The organism is Pseudomonas sp. Xaverov 83, assembly GCF_019352905.1.
In the GTDB taxonomy this organism is placed as follows: domain Bacteria; phylum Pseudomonadota; class Gammaproteobacteria; order Pseudomonadales; family Pseudomonadaceae; genus Aquipseudomonas; species Aquipseudomonas yamanorum.
In genome coordinates this window covers 13,518-34,465 of record NZ_JAAAFU010000029.1, presented here as the reverse complement: position 1 = coordinate 34,465, position 20,948 = coordinate 13,518, and the positions used below count along the sequence as shown (strand labels likewise).

Annotated in this window: 18 protein-coding genes; 13 read left to right on the top strand and 5 right to left on the bottom strand. The window is 60.5% G+C overall.

Annotation, left to right across the window (positions count from 1 at the left end):
• Positions 1-102 precede the first annotated feature (102 nt).
• Both K0H47_RS11440 and K0H47_RS11435 read right to left on the bottom strand, forming a co-directional pair.
• A complete protein-coding gene (locus K0H47_RS11440; RefSeq protein ID WP_219272676.1) occupies positions 103-984 on the bottom strand; it encodes a DMT family transporter in 882 nt (293 codons plus the stop codon).
• Between the two features lie 155 nt (positions 985-1,139).
• On the bottom strand, positions 1,140-1,931 hold the full coding sequence (locus K0H47_RS11435) for an AraC family transcriptional regulator (RefSeq protein ID WP_219272674.1): 792 nt from the start codon (positions 1,929-1,931) through the stop codon (positions 1,140-1,142).
• A 133-nt stretch (positions 1,932-2,064) separates the two neighbouring features.
• Here K0H47_RS11435 and K0H47_RS11430 point away from each other — a divergent pair, with 133 nt between their 5' ends.
• The gene (locus K0H47_RS11430) at positions 2,065-2,874 is read left to right on the top strand and encodes a UDP-2,3-diacylglucosamine diphosphatase (protein ID WP_003214618.1); all 810 of its coding nucleotides are present in this window, start codon (positions 2,065-2,067) and stop codon (positions 2,872-2,874) included.
• 125 nt (positions 2,875-2,999) lie between these two features.
• Here the strand turns inward: K0H47_RS11430 and K0H47_RS11425 are convergent, their stop codons facing one another.
• The 3 genes from K0H47_RS11425 to phhA form a co-directional block, all read right to left on the bottom strand.
• A complete protein-coding gene (locus tag K0H47_RS11425) occupies positions 3,000-4,196 on the bottom strand; it encodes an amino acid aminotransferase (RefSeq protein WP_219272672.1) in 1,197 nt (398 codons plus the stop codon).
• Positions 4,196-4,552 carry a 4a-hydroxytetrahydrobiopterin dehydratase gene (locus K0H47_RS11420; protein WP_003214616.1) on the bottom strand — a complete coding sequence of 119 codons (357 nt, stop codon included), beginning with the start codon at positions 4,550-4,552 and terminating at the stop codon, positions 4,196-4,198. The genes K0H47_RS11425 and K0H47_RS11420 overlap by 1 nt, the downstream gene beginning before the upstream one ends.
• A gap of 105 nt (positions 4,553-4,657) precedes the next feature.
• Positions 4,658-5,449 (bottom strand): phenylalanine 4-monooxygenase, encoded by a 792-nt coding sequence (gene phhA / locus K0H47_RS11415; RefSeq protein WP_063028067.1) that lies wholly within the window; start codon positions 5,447-5,449, stop codon positions 4,658-4,660.
• 266 nt (positions 5,450-5,715) lie between these two features.
• On the opposite strand from phhA, the gene K0H47_RS11410 reads away from it, so the two are divergent.
• The 12 genes from K0H47_RS11410 to fliD all read left to right on the top strand — a co-directional run bounded on the left by K0H47_RS11410 (position 5,716) and on the right by fliD (position 20,817).
• Positions 5,716-7,281 (top strand): sigma-54-dependent transcriptional regulator, encoded by a 1,566-nt coding sequence (locus tag K0H47_RS11410; protein WP_063028069.1) that lies wholly within the window; start codon positions 5,716-5,718, stop codon positions 7,279-7,281.
• Between the two features lie 306 nt (positions 7,282-7,587).
• A complete protein-coding gene (locus K0H47_RS11405) occupies positions 7,588-8,328 on the top strand; it encodes a flagellar basal body rod protein FlgF (protein WP_063028071.1) in 741 nt (246 codons plus the stop codon).
• A gap of 63 nt (positions 8,329-8,391) precedes the next feature.
• The gene (gene flgG, locus K0H47_RS11400; protein WP_017477441.1) at positions 8,392-9,177 is read left to right on the top strand and encodes a flagellar basal-body rod protein FlgG; all 786 of its coding nucleotides are present in this window, start codon (positions 8,392-8,394) and stop codon (positions 9,175-9,177) included.
• A 53-nt stretch (positions 9,178-9,230) separates the two neighbouring features.
• On the top strand, positions 9,231-9,926 hold the full coding sequence (gene flgH, locus K0H47_RS11395; protein ID WP_219272671.1) for a flagellar basal body L-ring protein FlgH: 696 nt from the start codon (positions 9,231-9,233) through the stop codon (positions 9,924-9,926).
• 27 nt (positions 9,927-9,953) lie between these two features.
• Positions 9,954-11,042, top strand: coding sequence for a flagellar basal body P-ring protein FlgI (locus K0H47_RS11390; protein WP_032899355.1), 1,089 nt, complete (start codon positions 9,954-9,956; stop codon positions 11,040-11,042).
• Positions 11,043-11,046: 4 nt separating this feature from the next.
• On the top strand, positions 11,047-12,312 hold the full coding sequence (flgJ, locus tag K0H47_RS11385) for a flagellar assembly peptidoglycan hydrolase FlgJ (RefSeq protein WP_063028073.1): 1,266 nt from the start codon (positions 11,047-11,049) through the stop codon (positions 12,310-12,312).
• Positions 12,313-12,322: 10 nt separating this feature from the next.
• Entirely contained in the window at positions 12,323-14,356 is a 2,034-nt protein-coding gene (flgK, locus tag K0H47_RS11380; RefSeq protein ID WP_219272669.1) for a flagellar hook-associated protein FlgK, read from the top strand.
• Positions 14,357-14,370: 14 nt separating this feature from the next.
• Positions 14,371-15,954 carry a flagellar hook-associated protein 3 gene (locus K0H47_RS11375; RefSeq protein WP_201139728.1) on the top strand — a complete coding sequence of 528 codons (1,584 nt, stop codon included), beginning with the start codon at positions 14,371-14,373 and terminating at the stop codon, positions 15,952-15,954.
• Positions 15,955-16,257: 303 nt separating this feature from the next.
• Positions 16,258-17,187: a ketoacyl-ACP synthase III gene (locus tag K0H47_RS11370; RefSeq protein ID WP_063028079.1), complete on the top strand. Its 930-nt coding sequence runs from the start codon at positions 16,258-16,260 to the stop codon at positions 17,185-17,187.
• A 266-nt stretch (positions 17,188-17,453) separates the two neighbouring features.
• Complete coding sequence (locus K0H47_RS11365; protein ID WP_063028081.1) at positions 17,454-18,899, top strand: flagellin; 1,446 nt, start codon at positions 17,454-17,456, stop codon at positions 18,897-18,899.
• A gap of 75 nt (positions 18,900-18,974) precedes the next feature.
• Entirely contained in the window at positions 18,975-19,337 is a 363-nt protein-coding gene (locus tag K0H47_RS11360) for a flagellar protein FlaG (RefSeq protein ID WP_063028082.1), read from the top strand.
• Between the two features lie 79 nt (positions 19,338-19,416).
• Positions 19,417-20,817: a flagellar filament capping protein FliD gene (gene fliD, locus K0H47_RS11355; RefSeq protein ID WP_219272667.1), complete on the top strand. Its 1,401-nt coding sequence runs from the start codon at positions 19,417-19,419 to the stop codon at positions 20,815-20,817.
• Positions 20,818-20,948 lie beyond the last annotated feature (131 nt).

Below are 20,948 nucleotides of genomic sequence, written 5' to 3'. Positions count from 1 at the left end.
TGACCACTCGCTTGCAGCAACTTCAAAAAGCACCCGGGCTGTTGTCGAGAAGTCTGGATCCGTTGAACGACCACACACTGTCACGGACACACAAAGTATAGATCAGGCCGTGGCGGCCGGTTGCTTGGCCGGTTTGGCGTTGCCCATCAGCCCGGACACCACGATGGCCACGATGATCAGTGCGCCGCCCATCAGCATACGCAGCGTCGGGGTTTCGGCAAACAGCAGCCAGGCCATGGTGATGCCGTACACCGGCTCCATGGCAAACACCACCGCGGCGGTGCGCGCCTTGAGTACCGCGAGGCTGGCGACAAACAGGCTGTGGGCCAGGCCGGTGCAGAACACCCCGAGCAGGCCGATCCATAGCCAGTCCAATGCGCGCACCTCCGCGAGCCCAGGCGCAGCCACCGGCAACAGGCACAGCGCGACCACCACGTTCTGGCACAAGGCCGCCTGCACCGGCGGGATACGCCCACTGGCGCGGTTGTTCAGCGACAGCAGCGAGAACAGCAAGCCGGAACCGACGGCCCACAACAGGCCGCTGGTGGCCTGGCTGGCGAGGTTGAAGTCCGGCGTGACCAGCACCAGGCCGATGCTGACCAGCACCACCAGCAGGATTTCGTTGGCGCGAATCCGCTCGCGGAAAATCAGGCCTTCGAGGATCACCGTAAAGGCCGGGAAGGTGGCGAAGCCCAGGGTGGCGATGGCCACGCCGGCGACCTTCACCGCGATAAAGAAACTCACCCAATGCCCGGCCAGCAACAGGCCGCTGACCAGCAGGCGGCGCCAGTCGCGGGCTTGCAGCCTCTGCCAGGTGGTGTTGCTGGCGAAACGCGCAAAGATCGCCAGGGCAAGCACCGCGAACGTGGCGCGACCGAACACGATAATTGCTGGCGAGGCGGCCGCCAGCTTGCCGAACACGCCAGTGAGGCCAAACATCAATGCGCCGATATGCAGGGCGCCGAGGGCTGTGCGGGGAGTCATTGCGATCCTTAGACAACGGGTTTACAGGATCGCAGTCTAGAGGGTTGCAGGCGTTCGCGTCTGTCGTTGGGCTCGCGGGTTTTGTCGCAGGGCTCTTACCAGGAAGCGATCCCCTGTGGGAGCTGGCTTGCCTGCGATGCAAGCGACTCGGTATTTCAGAGCGCGCGCGGTGATGCTATCGCAGGCAAGCCAGCTCCCACACTGGATGGTGTTCGTCTGAAGGCTCGGGGCGAGAGGCCAAACTCCCGCAACATCGCCGCAGCAAACGCACTTTGCGAAGCATAGCCAACCCGTGCGGCAATCTCGCCGATGGGCAATTGGCTGTTCCGCAACAGGTCGCGAGCCATCTGCAAGCGCCGGGTACGGAGGTAGTCCATCGGCGTCTGCCCGCATTCCGCGATAAACCGTGCATGCAGACGGGCGACGGACAGGTCGGCGATCTTCGCCAGGTCTGCTACTTGCAGCGGGTGTGCGGCGTGCCGCTGAATATGCGCATCGAACGCGGCATAGGGCAGGCGCTTGCCCGTCGGCGGCTGTACGAGATTGAGGCTGGCCAGCAGTAATACGGCGCCTTGCTGGGCGATCAGCGGGTCGTCCACCGGGCTGTTCGCCAGCCACTGCACCAGTTGGCTTTGGCGATTGTCGAGGGTCAGGTGGGCGGACTGGTCGAGCAAGCGACGGCTGGCGTCGGCATGCTCCCCCAGGGACTGAGCCAACCAGTGTCCATCGGGCACGTCCAGCACAAGGCAGCGGCTGCCATCGCGGCTGATACACGCGTGATGAGCGGCGTAGGGCAGCACCATCACGCTGCTGTGTTGTACCTGGCTGCCACGGCCATCCACCTCGAAGTCCAGATGCCCGGACAGGCCAAACACCAGCTGCGCGTGTTCATGGCTGTGGGCGATAGGCTCTTCGATGTAGTGGCGTAGCGTGAGGTTGGGTCTCATCGCAGTCTCCTGGGCAGGCCCGCAGTTTACATCGCTTCAGCGGCCTTGGGCGCTGTCATCAGACTGACGCAACACTGTCATGGGCTATTAACCCCATGGGCGCAAGCTCGCGAAAACACCGTGAGGCATGCCCATGACCAGCGCCGAACTCGCCAAACCCAGCCGCAAGCAACGCGTGCGTACCCTGTGGATTTCCGACGTGCATTTGGGCACCCGGGATTGCCAGGCCGAACACCTCTCGCATTTTCTCAAGGGCTACCACGCCGACAAGGTCTACCTGGTGGGCGATATCATCGACGGCTGGAAGCTGCGCAGCGGCATGTATTGGCCCCAGGCCCATACCAACGTGATCCGCCGACTGCTGACCATGAGCAAGCGCGGCACCGAGGTGATCTACGTCACCGGCAACCACGATGAGTTTCTGCGGCGTTATTCGAAGCTGATCCTCGGCAATATCCAGCTGGTGGACGAAGCGGTGCACGTGACTGCCGATGGCCGGCACCTGCTGGTGATCCATGGCGACCAGTTCGATGTGATCACCCGGTATCACCGCTGGCTGGCGTTCCTTGGCGATTCGGCCTACGAATTCACCCTCACGCTCAACCGCTGGCTGAACCACTGGCGGGCGCGTTATGGCTACGGCTACTGGTCGTTGTCGGCGTACCTCAAGCACAAGGTCAAGACGGCGGTCAGCTTTATCAGTGATTTTGAAGAAGCGATTGCCCATGAAGTGACCAAGCGCGAATTGCACGGCGTGGTGTGCGGGCATATCCACCATGCGGAGATTCGCAAGGTGGGCGAGGTGGATTACCTCAATTGCGGGGATTGGGTGGAGTCGTGCACGGCGCTGATCGAGCACTGGGACGGGCATATCGAGCTGTATCGGTTGGCGGATGCCCAGGCGAAAGAGGCGCAGCTAAAGGCCGAAATGGTCGCGGGCTAAAGACAGGCTCGGTCCCAATGTGGGAGCTGGCTTGCCTGCGATAGCATCGACTCGGTTTTATAGACAGACCAAGTCGTCTGCATCGCAGGCAAGCCAGCTCCCACACTGGGATCCGGTTTCTTCAGTCAGATGTGGGAAACATCCGCGATGGCTTCGGCCAACAGCGTCAACCGCGTCGCATCAATCCCCGCCACGTTCGCACGCCCGGAACTGACCATATACACGCTGTGCTGCTCCCGCAGTTGCTTCACCTGTTCCGCACTCAAGCCGGTATAGGAAAACATCCCGCGTTGCGCCGCGATATGCGCAAACCGCTCCGACAACCCATGGGGCGCCAGCGCCTCCACCAGCCCGGAACGCAGCTGCGCAATCCGCGCGCGCATCGCTTCAACTTCCTCGGCCCACTGCTTTTTCAGCCCGGCGTCACCGAGAATCGTCGCCACCACAGCAGCACCATGATCCGGCGGCGTCGACCACAAATTACGCGCAATAAACGCCAACTGGCTGCGCACATCCGTCAGCTTCTCGGCATTCGTCGTGCACACAATCAGCGCGCCTACACGGTCGCTGTACAGGCCAAAGTTCTTCGAGCAAGAACTGGTGATCAGCACTTCAGGCAGCTCAGCCGTGAACAGCCGCACCGCCCATGCATCCTGTTCCAGGCCATCGCCAAAACCTTGATACGCAAAGTCGATCAGCGGCAGCAGCTCGCGCTCTTTGACAATCTTCAGCACCTGGCGCCAGTCATTCTGGGACAGGTCGAAGCCGGTCGGGTTGTGGCAGCAGGCGTGCAGCAGCACCACATCGCCTTTTGGCACGGTGGACAGGGTGGCCAGCATCGCCGCTACGTCCAGGCGATTGTCGCTGCCCACGTACGGGTAATGGCTGACCTTGAGCCCGGCCTTGGCGAAGATGGTTTCGTGGATCGGCCAGGTCGGGTTGCTCAGCCATACGCCACGGCCGGGCAGGCTGTGGGCGATAAAGTCGGCGCTCAGACGCAGCGCGCCGGTGCCGCCAGGCGTCTGGGTGGCGCCGGCGCGGCGTTCACTCAGAAGCGGCGAACCAGCGCCCAGCACCAATTCACTGATCAGCGTGCCGAAGGCGGCATTGCCGTGGCCGCCGATGTAGGTTTTGGTGGTTTGTTGCTCCACCAGGCGCTGCTCGGCCAGTTTCACCGAATGGGGGATCGGCGTCAGGCCCTGGTCGTCCTTGTACACGCCCACGCCGAGGTCGAACTTGTTCGGGTTCGGGTCCTGGGCATACAGCTCCATCAGCCCGAGGATCGGGTCCCCGGGCACCCGGCCAATTGCGTCGAAATGCATTACTTGCGGCCCTCGGCATCCTTGGCCACTTCGTCGGTGCGCGCAGCCATGATGAAGTCGTTGCGGTGCAGGCCCTTGATGGAGTGGCTCCACCAGGTCACGGTGACCTTGCCCCATTCGGTGAGCAGGCCCGGGTGATGGCCTTCAGCTTCGGAGATCACACCCACGGCGTTGGTGAAGGCCAGGGCAAATTTGAAATTCTTGAACAGGAAGACCTTTTCCAGCTGCATCACGCCGTCGCGTACTTCGATGTTCCAGTCGGGGATCTGCTTGATCAGCACCGGCAATTCTTCGTCGCTGACTTGCGGGGCGTCGGCGCGGCAGGCTTCGCAGTGGGCTTGGTTCAACGTGGTCATGTGGGTATTCCTGAAATCGAGTGTTTGGAAAACGGTCGTCAGTGGCGTCACCCTAAAGCAACGCGGGGCCAGGGAACAGACTCACCTGGCCCGAAAAGCCACAGCTCAAGCCGCTTTGGGCTTGGGCGGAAACTTCGGTGCGTGCAGACCCAGCTGCATCCCGCGTTCAACCATGCCCATGATGTCTTCCTGCGCCACTTCGAACAGGCGCTTGAGGTTGGGCAGGGCGAAGTACAGCGGTTGCAGGATGTCGATGCGATACGGCGTGCGCATTGCTTCCAGCGGGTCGAAGGCTTGGTGCTCAGGTTCGTCCGAGAGGCAGTACACGGTCTCCTTGGGCGAAGACAGGATGCCGCCGCCGTAGATGCGCCGGCCTTCCGGCGTGTCCACCAGGCCGAACTCGATGGTCATCCAGTACAGGCGCGCCAGGTACACGCGCTGTTCCTTGGTGGCGGCCAGGCCGAGCTTGCCGTAGGTGTGGGTGAATTCCGCGAACCAGGGGTTGGTCAGCAGTGGGCAGTGGCCGAAGATCTCGTGAAAGATGTCCGGTTCCTGCAGGTAATCCAGCTCTTCACGGGTACGAATAAACGTCGCCACCGGAAACTGCTTATTGGCGAGCAATTCAAAAAAGGTCTGGAAGGGGATCAGTGCCGGCACCCGGGCGACTTGCCAGCCGGTGGTCTCGGCCAGCACTTTGTTGACTTCCGCCAACTGCGGAATGCGGTCATGGGGCAGGCCGAGCTTGTCGATGCCGTCCAGGTATTCCTGGCAGGCACGGCCCTCGATCACTTTCAGTTGGCGCGTGATCAGGGTGTTCCACACCGCATGTTCTTCGGGCGGGTAGTCGATAAAACCGTTCGCGTCGGGCTCGCGGGCCACGTACTGCGTCTGCTTCATACTGCTCTCCTGCTAGGCATTCGTTCTTGTTATGTCCTGGGATGAGCCTATTGATACGCCGCCTGGGCCAGGAATCCATCCTCTTGCGGCACGGGTCTGTAGGAAAAGTTACTGGAATTCGTAAAGTTTTCGTTACGGTTGAGGCGTCTCGTTCTGTATGTGGCGTGTTTTGGGTGTGAATCGCCTCGCGACTGTCACATAATCTTGACGACTATCTGCGCCCAGCGGCAAAAAGACGCAGCGCCTCCACCTCTTCGGGCCTTCTCATGCGTATCAAAGTGCATTGTCAGAACCGCATCGGCATCCTGCGGGACATCCTCAACCTGCTGGTGGAGTACGGCGTGAACGTCGCCAAGGGCGAAGTCGGTGGCGAACACGGCAACGCCATTTACCTGTTCTGCCCGAATCTGGTGAACCTGCAATTCCAGGCATTGCGCCCGCAGTTCGAAGCGATTGCCGGGGTGTTTGGCGTCAAGCGGGTTGGGCTGATGCCCAGCGAACGTCGGCACATGGAACTCAACGCGCTGCTGGGAGCGCTGGAGTTTCCGGTGCTGTCCATCGACATGGGCGGCTCCATCGTTGCCGCCAACCGAGCGGCGGCGCAGTTGCTCGGGGTGCGGGTGGATGAGGTTCCGGGCATTCCGTTGTCGCGCTACGCCGAAGACTTCGATTTGCCGGAACTGGTACGGGCCAGCAAGTCGCGGATCAATGGCTTGCGGGTCAAGGTCAAGGGCGATGTGTTCCTGGCCGATATTGCGCCGCTGCAATCCTCTGAACATGACGACAGCGAAGCCATGGCCGGCGCCGTGCTGACCCTGCACCGCGCCGACCGGGTGGGTGAGCGTATCTACAATGTGCGCAAGCAGGAGCTGCGCGGCTTCGACAGCATTTTCCAAAGCTCCAAAGTCATGGCCGCCGTGGTGCGTGAAGCCCGGCGCATGGCACCGTTGGATGCCCCTCTATTAATAGAAGGCGAAACCGGCACCGGCAAAGAGTTGCTGGCCCGCGCCTGCCACCTGGCCAGCCCGCGCGGGCAGTCGCCGTTGATGGCGCTCAACTGCGCCGGTTTGCCGGAGTCCATGGCCGAGACCGAGTTGTTCGGATATGGCCCCGGTGCTTTTGAAGGGGCGAGGGCGGAGGGCAAGTTGGGGCTGCTGGAGCTGACGGCGGGCGGCACGTTGTTTCTCGACGGCGTCGGGGAAATGAGTGCGCGGCTGCAAGTGAAGTTGCTGCGCTTTCTACAGGACGGGTGCTTTCGCCGGGTAGGCAGTGATGAAGAGGTGTACCTGGACGTGCGGGTGATCTGCGCGACGCAGGTGGACCTTTCCGAACTCTGTGCCCGAGGCGAATTTCGCCAGGACCTTTACCATCGTCTCAATGTGCTCTCGCTGCATATCCCGCCGCTGCGCGAGTGCCTGGATGGGTTGCCGCCGCTGGTGGAGCACTTCCTGGATCAGGCTAGCCGGCAAATCGGCTGCCCGCTGCCCAAGCTGGCGCCGGCGGCGATGGATCGCCTCAGCCATTACCACTGGCCGGGAAATGTGCGGCAGTTGGAGAACGTGCTGTTCCAGGCGGTTTCGCTGTGTGAGGGCGGCACGGTCAAGGCTGAGCACATTCGCCTGCCGGACTATGGCGTGCGCCAGCCGCTGGGGGATTTTTCCCTGGAAGGCGGGTTGGAGGAGATCGTCGGACGCTTCGAGAAGGCGGTGCTGGAGCAGCTGTATTCCGAGCATCCCAGCAGTCGACTGTTGGGCAAGCGGCTGGGCGTATCTCACACCACCATTGCCAACAAGTTGCGCGACTACGAAGTCGTCAAAGCCGAACGCGGTTAAACCTGTGGGAGCGGGCTTGCCTGCAATAGCGCTGGGTCAGCAAAACAAGTGGTAGCTGATACACCGCCATCGCAGGCAAGCCAGCTCCTACAGTTGATCTTTGTCGGTCTTGATACCTGCACTTGCCGTTAGCGGCATAAGTCCGCCGTTTTTTCGACTCTCTCCCTACTGCCTTAAGCTGCTCCCTGCCGGCAACCCCCCGCCCCGCCTGGAATTTTCCGTATTTCCGAAAGTTGGTTCGCAAATTGCTTAAGCCTCATCAGTACAGCGGTGGGCGGCAAGCGTCCGTCAGAAAGAGGAAAGAGCGTGGATAAGTACCTTTACGTGGCAATGACCGGCGCCAGCCAGAATGCACTGGCGCAGAAGGCCCACGCCAACAACTTGGCGAACGTTTCCACCAATGGTTTTCAACGCGACCTGGAACAGGCGCGCTCGATGCCGGTGTTCGGTGACAGCTTTCCGGCGCGGGCCTTTGCCTTGACCGAACGCCCAGGCACGGATTTTTCCCCTGGCGCGATGATTGAAACCGGCCGTGACCTCGACGTGGCCGTCAGCGGCGACGGCTGGATGGCCGTGCAAAACCCGGATGGCGGCGAGTCCTACGTGCGCAGCGCCAGCATGAACGTCGATGCGCTGGGCGTGCTGCGGGCCGGCAACGGGATGCCGATCATGGGCAACGGCGGCCCGATTGCCGTGCCGCCCCAGCAGCAGATCGAAGTCGGCCAGGACGGCACCATCAGCATCCGCGCCATGGGCGAAGGCCCGCGAGTGATGGCTGAAGTGGACCGGATCAAGCTGGTGCAGCCCGACCTCAAGAACATGACCAAGGGCCTCGACGGCACCATCCACACCAAGGATGGCCAGCCGGCCCAGGCCGATGCCACCGTCAAGCTGACGTCGGGCTTCCTGCAGGCGAGCAACGTGAACGCCGTTGAAGAAATGACGGCGGTGCTGGCTCTGTCCAAGCAGTTCGAATTGCACATCAAGATGATGAACAGCGCCAAAGAAGACGACCAGGCCATGACTCGCGTTCTGGCGATGAGCTGATAGCAGCCACACACTAATTTTTGTAGCGCGGCGCCATAAAACAGGCGCACGAAGGAGAAGAACATGCTTCCTGCTCTATACGTTGCCAAAACCGGTTTGTCCGCCCAGGACACCAACCTGACCACCATTTCCAACAACTTGGCCAACGTGTCGACCACGGGTTTCAAGCGTGACCGCGCCGAGTTCCAGGACTTGCTCTATCAGATCAAGAAGCAGCCTGGCGCCCAGTCGACCCAGGACAGCGAACTGCCGTCGGGCCTGCAACTGGGTACCGGTGTGGCCATCGTTGGCACTCAGAAGAACTTCAGCGCCGGTAACTTGCAGCAAACCGGCCAGCCGCTGGACTTGGCGGTCAACGGTAAGGGTTTCTTCCAGATCCTGCAGCCGGACGGCACCACCACCTACACCCGCGACGGTACGTTCCACCTGGACGCCAATGGCCAGGTCGTGACCGCCAACGGTTTCGCGCTGGAGCCGGCGATTGTGGTGCCGAACAACGCCCAGACTTTCACCGTCGGCAACGACGGCACCGTGTCGATCACTGTGGCCGGCAACCCGGCCTCCCAGGTGATCGGCAACCTGCAAACCGCCGACTTCATCAACCCGGCCGGCCTGCAGGCGATTGGTAACAACCTGTTCCTGGAAACCGCGTCCAGCGGCGCGCCGCAAATCGGCACCCCGGGCCTCAACGGCTTTGGCACCACCCTGCAAAGCACCCTGGAAACATCCAACGTCAGCACCGTTGAAGAGATGGTCAACATGATCACCACTCAGCGCGCCTACGAGATGAACTCCAAGGTGATTTCCACCGCCGACCAGATGCTTTCGTTCGTAACGCAGAATCTGTAATCAAGTCTATGGGGCGCCCTTGAAGGCGCCTGCAACACCGTGAGGTATGGGTCATGAATCGCTATGTTTCTGTTCTGGCATTGAGTGGGATTGCTGCGCTGGTGGGCTGTGTCGCGCCGACGCCAAAGCCCAATGATCCGTACTATGCGCCGGTGTTGCCGCGCACGCCGTTGCCGGCGGCCGCCAACAATGGCTCGATCTACCAGGCCGGTTTCGAACAAAACCTGTACAGCGACCGCAAGGCCTTCCGGGTGGGTGACATCATCACCATCACGCTGAACGAGAAGACCCAGGCGAGCAAGAACGCCAACTCGCAGATCGGCAAGACCAGCAAGACCAGCATCGGCCTGACCTCGTTGTTTGGCGGTGTACCGAACACCAACAACCCGCTGGGCAGTGGTGACCTGAGCCTGGACGCCGGTTACAGCGGCGACCGCGCCACCAACGGCAAAAGTGCGGCGGGGCAGGGCAACAGCCTGACCGGTTCGATCACCGTGACCGTGGCCGACGTGCTGCCCAACGGCATCATTGCCGTACGCGGCGAGAAGTGGATGACCCTCAACACCGGTGACGAACTGGTGCGCATTGCGGGCATGGTTCGCGCCGACGATATCTCCACCGACAACACCGTGCCGTCGACACGGATTGCCGATGCACGCATTACCTACTCGGGTACGGGTTCGTTTGCTGACGCCAGTCAGCCGGGCTGGTTTGACCGTTTCTTCCTTAGCCCGCTGTTCCCTTTCTAGGTGATCACTTTGAACTTCAAACAGCTGATGGCTGCGATGTTGCTGCTGGCCCTGAGCGCAGGCGCCCAGGCTGAGCGCTTGAAAGACATCGCGAGCATTTCCGGCGTCCGGTCCAACCAGTTGATCGGCTACGGCCTGGTGGTGGGGCTTAACGGCACCGGTGACCAGACCACCCAGACCCCGTTCACCCTGCAGACCTTCAACAACATGCTTTCGCAGTTCGGCATCAAGGTACCGCCGGGTTCGGGCAACGTGCAGTTGAAGAACGTCGCGGCGGTGTCCATCAGCGCTGACTTGCCGCCGTTTGCCAAGCCAGGGCAGGTGGTCGATATCACCGTCTCGTCCATGGGTAACTCGAAAAGCCTGCGGGGCGGCACCTTGCTGATGACGCCGCTCAAAGGTATCGACGGCAACGTCTACGCCATTGCCCAGGGCAACCTGGTGGTGGGCGGCTTTGACGCCGAAGGCCGTGACGGTTCGAAGATCACCGTCAACGTGCCGTCGGCCGGCCGGATTCCCGGTGGTGCCTCGGTGGAGCGCACCGTGCCCAGCGGCTTCAACCAGGGCAACAGCCTCACCCTGAACCTCAACCGTTCGGACTTCACCACCGCCAAGCGCGTGGTCGACAAGATCAATGAGCTGCTCGGCCCGGGCGTGGCCCAGGCCATCGACGGCGGTTCGGTGCGTGTCACCGCACCGTTGGACCCAAGCCAGCGCGTGGACTACCTGTCTTTGCTGGAAAACCTAGAGGTTGACCCGGGCCAGGCGGTGGCGAAAGTCATCATCAACTCGCGGACCGGCACCATCGTGATCGGCCAGAACGTCAAGGTTTCGCCGGCAGCCGTGACCCACGGCAGCCTGACCGTGACCATCACCGAAGACCCGATTGTCAGCCAGCCTGGCCCGTTGTCCAACGGCCAGACCGCCGTGGTGCCCCGTTCCCGGGTGAATGCCCAGCAAGAAGCCAAGCCGATGTTCAAGTTCGGCCCCGGTACCACCCTGGACGAGATTGTCCGTGCGGTGAACCAGGTGGGCGCAGCGCCCGGCGACTTGATGGCGATCCTCGAAGCATTGAAACAGGCCGGCGCCTTGCAAGCCGACCTGATCGTGATCTGACGCCATGGCCATGGACATGCGTAAAAGCGGCCTGAGCAGCACGGCAGACTCGGGTTCTTATTCCGACCTCAACCGGCTGAACCAGTTGAAGGTCGGCGACAAGAACAGCGACGGCAACATGCGCAAGGTCGCGCAGGAATTCGAGTCGCTGTTTCTCGGCGAGATGCTCAAGTCCATGCGCTCGGCCACCGAAGCCCTGGGCAAGGACAACCCGCTGAATACTCCGGCGGCCAAGCAGTACCAGGAAATGTACGACCAGCAGTTGGCGGTCTCCCTGTCTCGTGAGGGCGGTGGTATTGGCCTGGCAGACGTGCTGATGCGCCAGATGCAGAAGAACAAGCCGGTGGACGCCCAGGCGGCCACCTTGCAAGGCCCGGCCGCACCGGCGAAGAAGGTGGATGTGCCGACCGAAATTGCCGCCGGTACCAAGGCCGATGGCCCGCTGGGCCGCAGCAATGGTCAACGGCCTTTGTGGGCGTACCGCGTGGCGGTGCCTGAAGGTACCAACTCCCACGCCAACGACATGGCGCTGATGAACCAGCGGCGCATCTCGTTGCCGAGCAAGCTGACGGATCGCCTGCTGGCCGGCATCGTGCCGGGGGCCGATGCCACCACCACTGCCGCCAAGGCCGCGCCGCTGCGTAACAGCGCCGCCGATGACGGTGTGGTCAACAGTTCTGCCCGCAGCCTGGCTGCACTACCCCCGCGCGGACAAATGCAGGTTTACGGTCGCGCCGTGGCCCAGCCGCCGCTGGCACCCGCGAAAAAAGCCTTCAGTTCGCAGGATGAATTTGTCGCCACCATGTTGCCGATGGCCAAGCAGGCCGCCGCGCGGATTGGCATCGACCCACGCTACCTGGTGGCCCAGGCCGCTTTGGAAACCGGCTGGGGTAAATCGGTGATGCGTGCCGAAGACGGCACCAGCAGCCACAACCTGTTCGGCATCAAGGCCGGCCAGAGTTGGCAGGGCGAACAGGCCCGGGCGATCACCAGCGAGTTTCGCAATGGTGCGATGGTCAAGGAGACGGCGCAGTTCCGTTCCTACAACTCCTACCAGGACAGCTTCCATGACCTGGTGACGTTGCTGCAAAGCAATGATCGCTATAAAGAAGTTGTGAAATCAGCCGACAACCCGGAACAGTTTGTGCGCGAGTTGCAAAAAGCCGGTTATGCAACCGACCCGGATTACGCCAGCAAGATTTCGCAGATCGCAAAAACGATGAACAGCTACCAGAACTACGCTGCCGCGGGCGCTTCCACTCATTTATAAGGTCTGAATCATGAGTTTGCTCAATATCGGGATGTCGGGGCTCAATGCCGCCCAAGGATCGTTGTCGGTCTTAAGTAACAACATCGCCAACGTCAACACCCCGGGATACTCGCGTCAGCAGACCACCCAGAACGCCAGTGCGTCGAATGCGTTCGGCGGTGTGTTCATCGGTACCGGTACGACCCTTGCGGATGTGCGCCGGGTGTACAACGACTTCCTGAACACCGCTTACCAGAACAGCACCGCCCTCAATAGCGACGCCAATGCCTACCTGGGCCAGGCCAGTGCAATCGACAAGACCCTGTCGGACAAAAGCACCGGCATGTCGGCCGTGCTCAGCGCCTTTTTCGCGGCGGCGCAGGCTTCTGCGGCCACGCCCAGTGATGTGTCCGCCCGGCAATTGCTGGTGACCAGTGCCCAGACCTTGAGCAACCGGTTCAACGCGATTTCCTCGCAGTTGACCCAACAGAAAGAAAGCATCAACGGCCAGTTGAGCACCATGAGTGATCAGGTCAACAAGCTGACCTCCTCGATTGCATCCCTGAACAAGCAGATTTCCCAGGTCCAGGGCTCGACGAGCAACGCGCCCGCCAACCTGCTGGATGCGCGCAACGAAGCGGTGCGCTCCCTCAATGAACTGATCGGTGTCACGGCCACTGAAAAGGACGGCCAGGTCAACATCACAACCGGCACCGGCCAGTCGCTGGTAGATGGCGATGTTGCCAATACCATTTCGGCAGTGCCGAGCAAGAACGACAGCAGCCAGTACACCATTCAGATCAACATGGGCAGCACCTCCATGGACATCGGTTCGGTGGTCAGCGGTGGCAGCATTGGCGGCCTGATGCGTTATCGCAGTGATGTGCTGATGCCGGCCATCAATGACTTGGGCCGACTGGCCATCGTCACCGCCGATACCGTCAACAACCAGTTGGGCCAGGGCCTGGATTTGAATGGTGATTTCGGCTCTTCGCTGTTCTCGGATATCAACAGTGCGGCCGCCATCTCCCAGCGTAGTCAGGGGGCCGCGGGTAACAGCGCCGGCTCCGGCAACCTGAATGTGTCGATTGCCGACAGCAGCAAGCTGACCACCTACGACTACAAGGTCACGTTTACCAGCGGCAACCAGTACAACGTGGTGCGTTCCGATGGCAAGGCCATGGGCTCGTTCGATACCACCACCACGCCGCCGCCGGTGATTGACGGTTTCACCCTGGCGCTGGATGGCAAAGGGCCGATGGCGGCGGGTGACAGCTTCAAGGTCAGCCCCACCAGCAATGGCGCCAGCGGGATCGGCGTCGACCTGACGGACCCGAATAAACTCGCATTCGCCGGCCCATTGGCGGGCGTTGCCGGCAAGAACACCGGCACCGGCACGTTCACGCCGCCGCAGTTGACGGTGCCGCTGGATATTCATGGCGGTGCCGATACCGCCCAATTGCGCACCGGGATCGAAAACTCGATGCCGGTGAAAATGGTGTTCGGCGATAAGGCCGCGGACGGCACACAGCCGTACACCGTCACCGACGCCCAAGGCTTCAAGATCGGCACCGGCAGCATCATTCCGGGCCAGGGCAACAAGATCACCATCAATGTGCCGATGCGCGACGCCACCGGCGCCGTGATCACCGGCAAGAGCTTCAGTTTTGACACCACCGTTGGCGGCTCGCCGGCCAATAACGACAGCACCACCTTCTCCTTCAACAGTGGCGCCACCTCCGACGGCCGCAACGCCCAGTCGCTGCTGGCGCTGCAAACCAAGGCAACTGTCGGTGTGACGGACGGCAACGGGGGCGTGAGCCTGGTCAGTGCCAACAGCCGCCTGGTGTCCCAAGTGGGTTCCAAGGCTGCCCAGGCCAATACCGACAGCACCGCGACCGGTGCGCTGCTGACGGCGAACAAGGCGGCCGCCAACTCGGTGTCCCAGGTCAACCTGGATGAAGAGGCGGGCGACATGATCAAGTTCCAGCAGTACTACACCGCGTCGTCGCAGATCATCAAGGCGGCGCAGGAAACCTTCAGCACACTGATCAACGCACTTTAAGGGAGTCTGGGACGATGCGTATTTCTACACAGCAGTATTTCGACACCAGCTCCGCCAAATACCAGGACAACTATTCCGGTGTGGTGAAGGCCCAGGACCAGGCGAGTTCCGGCGTCCGGGTACAGACCGCTTCCGATGACCCGGTGGCTGCTGCCCAATTGCTGATGCTGCAGCAGCAGAAAGACATGCTGGGGCAATACAACACCAACATCACCACCCTGCAAAACTCCCTGACCAACGAAGAGAGCGTGCTGCAAAGCATCAATAACGCGCTGCAAACCGCCCAAGGCCTGGCGCAGCAGGCCGGTAACATCGCCAAGAGCGATGACGATCGCAAGGCGATTGCCGCCCAGGTAGGAGCGCTTGAGGACCAGGTGCTGGGCTTGCTCAACTCCAAGGATTCCAGCGGCAACTACATGTTCTCCGGTGCCAAGACCGATACACCGCCGTACACCCGCAACAATGACGGTACCTACACCTACCAGGGTGACGAGACGCCCCTGAGCCTGCAGATTTCCAACAACCTTTCGATCTCCATGGGTGATACCGGCAAGGCGCTGCTTGAAAGCTCGTCCAATACCGGTCGCACCCAGGCCACGTTGCTGCCGCCTGCCGTGAATGACGGTACGGTGGGGATCTCGGCGGGCCTGGTCACGTCGAGCACGAAGTTTGCCAACAGCTTTTCCGATGGCCAGCCGTACAAGCTGACCTTCGCCAGCAGCACCCAATACAGCGTGACCGACAAGGACGGCAACGACGTCACCTCGGAGATCACCGGTAACGGTACGTTTGACTCCACCAAGGAAGGCTCATCCAGCGTCAGCCTGCGGGGTGTCACGTTCGACATCCGGCTGAACCTGGGCAAAGACGTTGCGTCGGGCCCGGCGTCCGATGCGCTGGTGGCGGGCAAGCAATTCTCCCTGGCGACCAAGCCTGACAGCTTCAGTATTTCCCGTACGGCAAGCAATCCGTCCACTGCGCAACTGACGGGTGGCACGGTCACGGATTCGGCGGCTTATACCAGCACCTTTCCCAACTCGGGTGCGGTGATTAAGTTCACCAGTGGCACCGATTACCAGGTGTTCGCCCAGCCGTACTCCGCCAATAGCAAGGCCATTGCTAGCGGCACCATGGCTGCCGGCGCGACGTCGATCACCACGGCCGGCCTGACCTTTGGTGTGAGTGGCACGCCAGGTGCCGGTGACCAGTTCTCGGTCGGCGCCACCAGCAACAAGAACATGAATGCCCTGGACACCCTGGGCCAATTGCGCAAAGCCCTGGAAACCCCGGCCGACGGCAATCCGGTTGCCTTGAATAACCTCAAGGACGTGGTCGCCACGAGCATTGGCAACCTGGGTAACGCTTCGGCGCAGATCGACCAGGTTCGCGGCTCCATTGGTGCACGCCAGAGTGCGATGGATATCCAGAGCACGGAAAACACTAGCCTGGGCCTGGCCAATACGTCCACCATGTCGTCCCTGGCCAACGTTGATATGGGGCAAGCCGCTATTGACCTGACCTTGCAGCAGACCATGCTGCAGGCCTCGCAACTGGCGTTCGTGAAAATCTCCCAGTTGAGCCTGTTCAGCAAGATGTGATTCGAGCGGCTGCAAACCTGCGGCTCACCCTGGAAACGGGGTGGGCCGTTGTGGTTTTTGGCGCTTGTATGTCCCCGTGTTTCGCACAAAGCGCAGAAAATTGAGTGACCTGTGAGTCATAAAGCGCATCTTCACTGTATCGTGTGAAAAGGATAGGTCGTCGCCAGGTCTCTGCGAGGGCCTGCCGCCAAGGTGTAAAGGCGGTTTTCGGCGAGTTTTTTGCGGGGTTATCCCCATTATTGTCAGCACCCGGCGACGTGTCTCGCGGGGTGTTCTCCAGCTATTTAGTATTGGGAAGCCACAATGATTGGCATAAAAAGCATCGCCAGTTACGTGCCGGCAGACGGGATCGATAACTACGCCCAGGGTGCCAAATTCGCCAAGGATGAAGAATTCATCATTGGCAAGATCGGTTCGGCGTTCCTGCCGCGCAAGGATGCTGCACAGGAAACCTCCGATCTGTGCGTCGAGGCGGTCAACGCCTTGTTTGCCAACAACCCCGATTTGAAGCGCGAATCCATCGATGCGCTGATCGTCGTCACCCAGAACGGCGACGAAGAGGGCTTGCCTCACACCGCCGCCATCGTTCAGGACAAACTGGGCCTGCCGACTCACGTGGCGGCCTTTGATATTTCCCTGGGCTGCTCGGGCTATGTCTACGGCATCTATGCGATGAAGGGCTTCATGGAAGCCACTGGCCTGAAAAACGGCCTGCTGGTGACCGCCGATCCGTACTCGAAGATTGTCGACCCGGAAGACCGCAACACCACCATGCTGTTCGGCGATGCCGCTACCGCCACCTGGATGGGCGAAGACGCGCCCTGGCAGTTGGGCAAGGCCAAGTTCGGCACTGACGGTTCCGGTGCGCCGCACTTGAAGGTCAGCGATGGCGTGTTCTTCATGAACGGCCGCCAGGTGTTCAACTTCGCCTTGCTCAAGGTGCCGGCGCATTTGCACGAGCTGCTCAATGAGTCGGACCTCAAGGCTGACGAGATTGACGCATTCTGCATTCACCAGGGCAGTGCGGCGATTGTCGACGCCGTGGCCCGGCGTTTCGAAGATGCACCGGTGGACAAGTTCATCAAGGACATGGTCGAGACCGGCAACACCGTGTCCTCGAGCATTCCGCTGCTGCTGGAAAAGCATATGCTCGACTCCACCTGGAAGCGCGTCGCCATCAGTGGTTTTGGCGTGGGCCTGTCCTGGGGCTCGGCGATTTTGCATCGCCCTTGATGCCTTAAAGGCGCTGCACAAAAAAACGCCCATGATCGAAAGATCATGGGCGTTTTTTATTTGGCGCCAAAAAGCCAGCAACTGCGGGGGTTTGGGCCGTCGTAAATGCTTGAATTACAAGGGGTGGCATCGTGCTAGTAAAAAAAATCAAAAAAGTCCTCAAGCAACCTGCTTTCACGACGATAACTATTACGAAGGTTCTCTAGGCCACACCCGGCGGTTGCCAGGGCCGGAAGCCGCAGTAAACAACCCACGAGGATTTCGTCATGGCTTTAACAGTAAACACTAACCTTGCTTCGTTGAACGTTCAGAACAACCTGAACAAGGCTTCCGGCGCCCTGCAAACTTCCATGCAGCGTCTGTCCTCCGGCCTGCGTATCAACAGCGCCAAAGACGATGCGGCCGGCCTGCAAATCTCCAACCGTCTGACCAGCCAGATCAACGGCCTGGGCGTTGCAATCAAGAACGCCAACGACGGCAGCTCGATTGCTCAGACCGCTGAAGGCGCCATGCAGCAGTCCACCAACATCCTGCAAAGCATGCGTACCCTGGCTCTGCAATCCGCCAACGGCTCGCCAAGCGCTGAAGACCGTAAGTCGAACCAGGCTCAATACGCTGCTCTGACTGCTGAATTGACCCGTATCGCTACCACCACTACTTTCGGTGGCAAGAACCTGCTGGACGGTTCTTTCGGTACCACTTCGTTCCAGGTCGGCGCCAACGCCAACCAGACCATCGACATGAGCATCGGTAACGTTGCAGCCAACAACATTGGTTCGCAGCAGCTGAAATCTCAGGGCGTTGCTCCAAGCGCAACAGGCGTTGCCGGCGGCGCGATCGCTGTTACCGGTGGCGGCCAGTCCTCCAACCTGACCATCGCTGCTGGTGCTTCCGCCAAGCAGATCGCTGCTCAGATGAACGGCGCTGTCGGCGGCCTGGCTGCTACTGCCAGCACTGTTGCCCAGTTCACCGTTGACTCCGCTGCCATTGCTGGTGCAACCCCTGCCAGCGCTAACTTCACCCTGAAAGTCGGCAGCGGTACTGCGGTCCAGTTCACTGGCGTAACCAGCACTTCCGATCTGGCTGACCAGCTGAAGTCCAACGCTGCCAAGCTGGGCATCACCGTTAACTACGATTCGACCACTCAAGCGCTGTCGGTCAAGTCTGACACCGGTGAGAACCTGACCTTCAACGCTGGCGACCCAGGCGCTGTTGCCGGTATCAAAGTGGCTACCCAAGACGGCACTGGCACCTTCGGTACTGCCGTTGCTCTGGCTAACACCGCGATCATCGCTACTGGTGCAGTTTCCCTGAACTCCTCCAGCAGCTACTCCCTGAGCGGCGCCGGTGTGACTGGTCTGTTCGCAGCGACTGGTACTGCTGCCAACTCCACCAAAACCACCGTTAACAACACCGACATCACCACTGCTGCCAACGCACAGAACTCGATCGACGTGATCACTCAGGCGATCTCGGACATCGACTCCCAGCGTGCCGGCCTCGGCGCTGTACAAAACCGTTTCGACAACACCGTTGCCAACCTGCAGAGCATCTCCGACAACTCCAGCGCCGCTCGCGGTCAGATCCAGGACGTTGACTACGCTGCTGAAACTGCTCAGTTGACCAAGCAACAAACCCTGCAACAGGCTTCCACTGCGATCCTGTCCCAGGCCAACCAACTGCCATCCGCTGTACTGAAGCTGCTTCAGTAATAGCCATCGGTAGATGACTGACGGAAGGGCGCGTTTACGTGCCCTTTTGTCTTTTGCGTGATGAGGAGATTGGACATGGACATGAGCGTCAAGTTGAACCTGTCTTATCCTGCTGCCCCAACGCCACAGAGTGCGCCTGCCCCTGTGACTGCCGACTCGCAGACCCCCAAGGTTGATGCGACCGTCGCAGCAGTAAAGCCCAAGCAGGAAACGAAACCGGACGACCTGGAAAAGGCCGTCAACGATATTCGCAAATTTGTCCAGGCGGCCCAGCGCAACCTGGATTTTTCCATTGATGACTCCACCCATCAGGTGGTGGTCAAGGTCATCGCGACCGAAAGCGGCGAGGTCATTCGTCAGATCCCGTCGGAAACCGCATTGAAACTCGCACAAAGCCTTCACGACGCCAGCAACGTGTTGTTTGACGCTAAAGTCTGAGCTGGCATGAATTTTGTTGCTGTAGCTGCTTGAGGCGTCGTCCGTCAAGAAAGCGCCAGCCCCGATCAGGAGAAGAGTCATGGGTGATATCACGGTAAGCGGCCCGGTTACGGGGATTAATACCGAGTCGATCGTTACGGCCTTGGTGAACGCTGAACAAGCGCCCAAGCAGTCGCAGATCAACAAGCAGACGCAAACGTCGACCGCCCAACTGTCCTCGATCGGCAAGATTCAAGCGGCGCTGGATGCCTTCCGCGGCGCCATGGACAACATGACCAAGGACGCCAGTATCGGCGGCCTGACGGCGACCACCTCGGATGCCAATGTTTCTACCGTCACCCTGGGCGCCGGTGCTTCTGCCGGGAGCTACTCCTTGATCGTCAGCCAACTGGCGACGGCTTCGAAAGTTGCTACCCAGACTTATGCGGCGGGGACGAAGACGGTCGTCAATACCGGCACCACTGCGACGACCCTGGAAATTTCCCAGTCAGGTCAGAGCTATGGGGTCAGCGTTCCACCTGGAGCGACGTTGCAGCAGGTGCGTGACTCAATCAACGCGCAATACAGCAGCGCAGGTCTGAGTGCCAACATTCTGACTGATGCCACCGGTTCCCGACTGGTCGTGACGTCTTCCAATACTGGCGCCGGTACCGATATCAAGCTGGGTGGCAACTCCGGTTTGGATACTGGCTCTTCAGTGGTGGGCAGCCCGCCGCAGAATGCGAAGTACACCATTGACGGTACTGCTCAGGAATCCAAGAGCAATACCCTGTCCGACGCGATCAGTGGTGTGAGTATTAAGTTGGTGGCGGTGTCTCCGCTGCCCACCGGCAGCAAAGATGAAAAGGATCGGATAGCATCAACCATCACCGTCACGCGTAGTACCGACACTCTCAAGAGTTCGGTAAAGGGTTTTGTCGACACCTATAACGCCCTGATGACCGCGATCAATACCGAGACCGCCGTCACTACCAACGCGGATGGTTCCACCACTTCTGCTGCGCTGACGGGCGATTCCACCATGCGCGGTTTGCAGACGGCCGTGCGTGCTCAGCTGAATGCGTTGGCCGGTACGGGCACATTGAAATCCCTGGCCCAGTTTGGTGTGAACACTGACCAGACAACCGGCAAGTTGAGCATTGACGACAAGGTGTTCAGTGCCGCCATCGCCACCAATCCCACCGACATCGGCGGCATTTTCAATGGTGACAATGGCCTGTTGGCGCGTATGAAATCTGCGACCGACAGCTATGCGGTGACCAACACCGGCGTCCTGGCCACGCGTTCTTCGACGCTGTCGGCCAACCTCAAGGACCTGCAAAACCAGCAGGACACCCTGACCGCGCGCATGGCTGCCCTGAAGACAAGCCTGACCGCCAAGTACACGACCATGAACAACCTGGTGGCTCAGCTCACCAGTCAACGCTCCAGTGTCATGACCACGCTCAACGCGCTGAACAAGACCTCCTCGGACAGTTGATCCTCAATGAAGCCGCCCGGTGAAGTGAATAGCTTCGCTGGGCGGGATCTTCAGCAGACCGCCGGCTTAAAGTTTTTTGCGACACCGTCGACATAATAGTCAGAGCCCATTCTTTTTAGCTGTTGCCTGTC

Bases quoted from the DNA above. Each gene is read 5' to 3' on its own strand.
- K0H47_RS11375 (WP_201139728.1), top strand. From the start codon at position 14,371: ATGCGTATTTCTACACAGCAGTATTTCGACACCAGCTCCGCCAAATAC.
- flgG (WP_017477441.1), top strand. From the start codon at position 8,392: ATGCTTCCTGCTCTATACGTTGCCAAAACCGGTTTGTCCGCCCAGGAC.
- flgJ (WP_063028073.1), top strand. From the start codon at position 11,047: ATGGCCATGGACATGCGTAAAAGCGGCCTGAGCAGCACGGCAGACTCG.
- K0H47_RS11425 (WP_219272672.1), bottom strand. From the start codon at position 4,196: ATGCATTTCGACGCAATTGGCCGGGTGCCCGGGGACCCGATCCTCGGG.
- K0H47_RS11420 (WP_003214616.1), bottom strand. From the start codon at position 4,552: ATGACCACGTTGAACCAAGCCCACTGCGAAGCCTGCCGCGCCGACGCC.
- K0H47_RS11365 (WP_063028081.1), top strand. From the start codon at position 17,454: ATGGCTTTAACAGTAAACACTAACCTTGCTTCGTTGAACGTTCAGAAC.
- K0H47_RS11410 (WP_063028069.1), top strand. From the start codon at position 5,716: ATGCGTATCAAAGTGCATTGTCAGAACCGCATCGGCATCCTGCGGGAC.
- flgK (WP_219272669.1), top strand. From the start codon at position 12,323: ATGAGTTTGCTCAATATCGGGATGTCGGGGCTCAATGCCGCCCAAGGA.
- K0H47_RS11440 (WP_219272676.1), bottom strand. From the start codon at position 984: ATGACTCCCCGCACAGCCCTCGGCGCCCTGCATATCGGCGCATTGATG.
- phhA (WP_063028067.1), bottom strand. From the start codon at position 5,449: ATGAAGCAGACGCAGTACGTGGCCCGCGAGCCCGACGCGAACGGTTTT.
- K0H47_RS11360 (WP_063028082.1), top strand. From the start codon at position 18,975: ATGGACATGAGCGTCAAGTTGAACCTGTCTTATCCTGCTGCCCCAACG.
- fliD (WP_219272667.1), top strand. From the start codon at position 19,417: ATGGGTGATATCACGGTAAGCGGCCCGGTTACGGGGATTAATACCGAG.
- K0H47_RS11370 (WP_063028079.1), top strand. From the start codon at position 16,258: ATGATTGGCATAAAAAGCATCGCCAGTTACGTGCCGGCAGACGGGATC.
- K0H47_RS11390 (WP_032899355.1), top strand. From the start codon at position 9,954: ATGGCTGCGATGTTGCTGCTGGCCCTGAGCGCAGGCGCCCAGGCTGAG.
- K0H47_RS11435 (WP_219272674.1), bottom strand. From the start codon at position 1,931: ATGAGACCCAACCTCACGCTACGCCACTACATCGAAGAGCCTATCGCC.
- K0H47_RS11430 (WP_003214618.1), top strand. From the start codon at position 2,065: ATGACCAGCGCCGAACTCGCCAAACCCAGCCGCAAGCAACGCGTGCGT.
- flgH (WP_219272671.1), top strand. From the start codon at position 9,231: ATGAATCGCTATGTTTCTGTTCTGGCATTGAGTGGGATTGCTGCGCTG.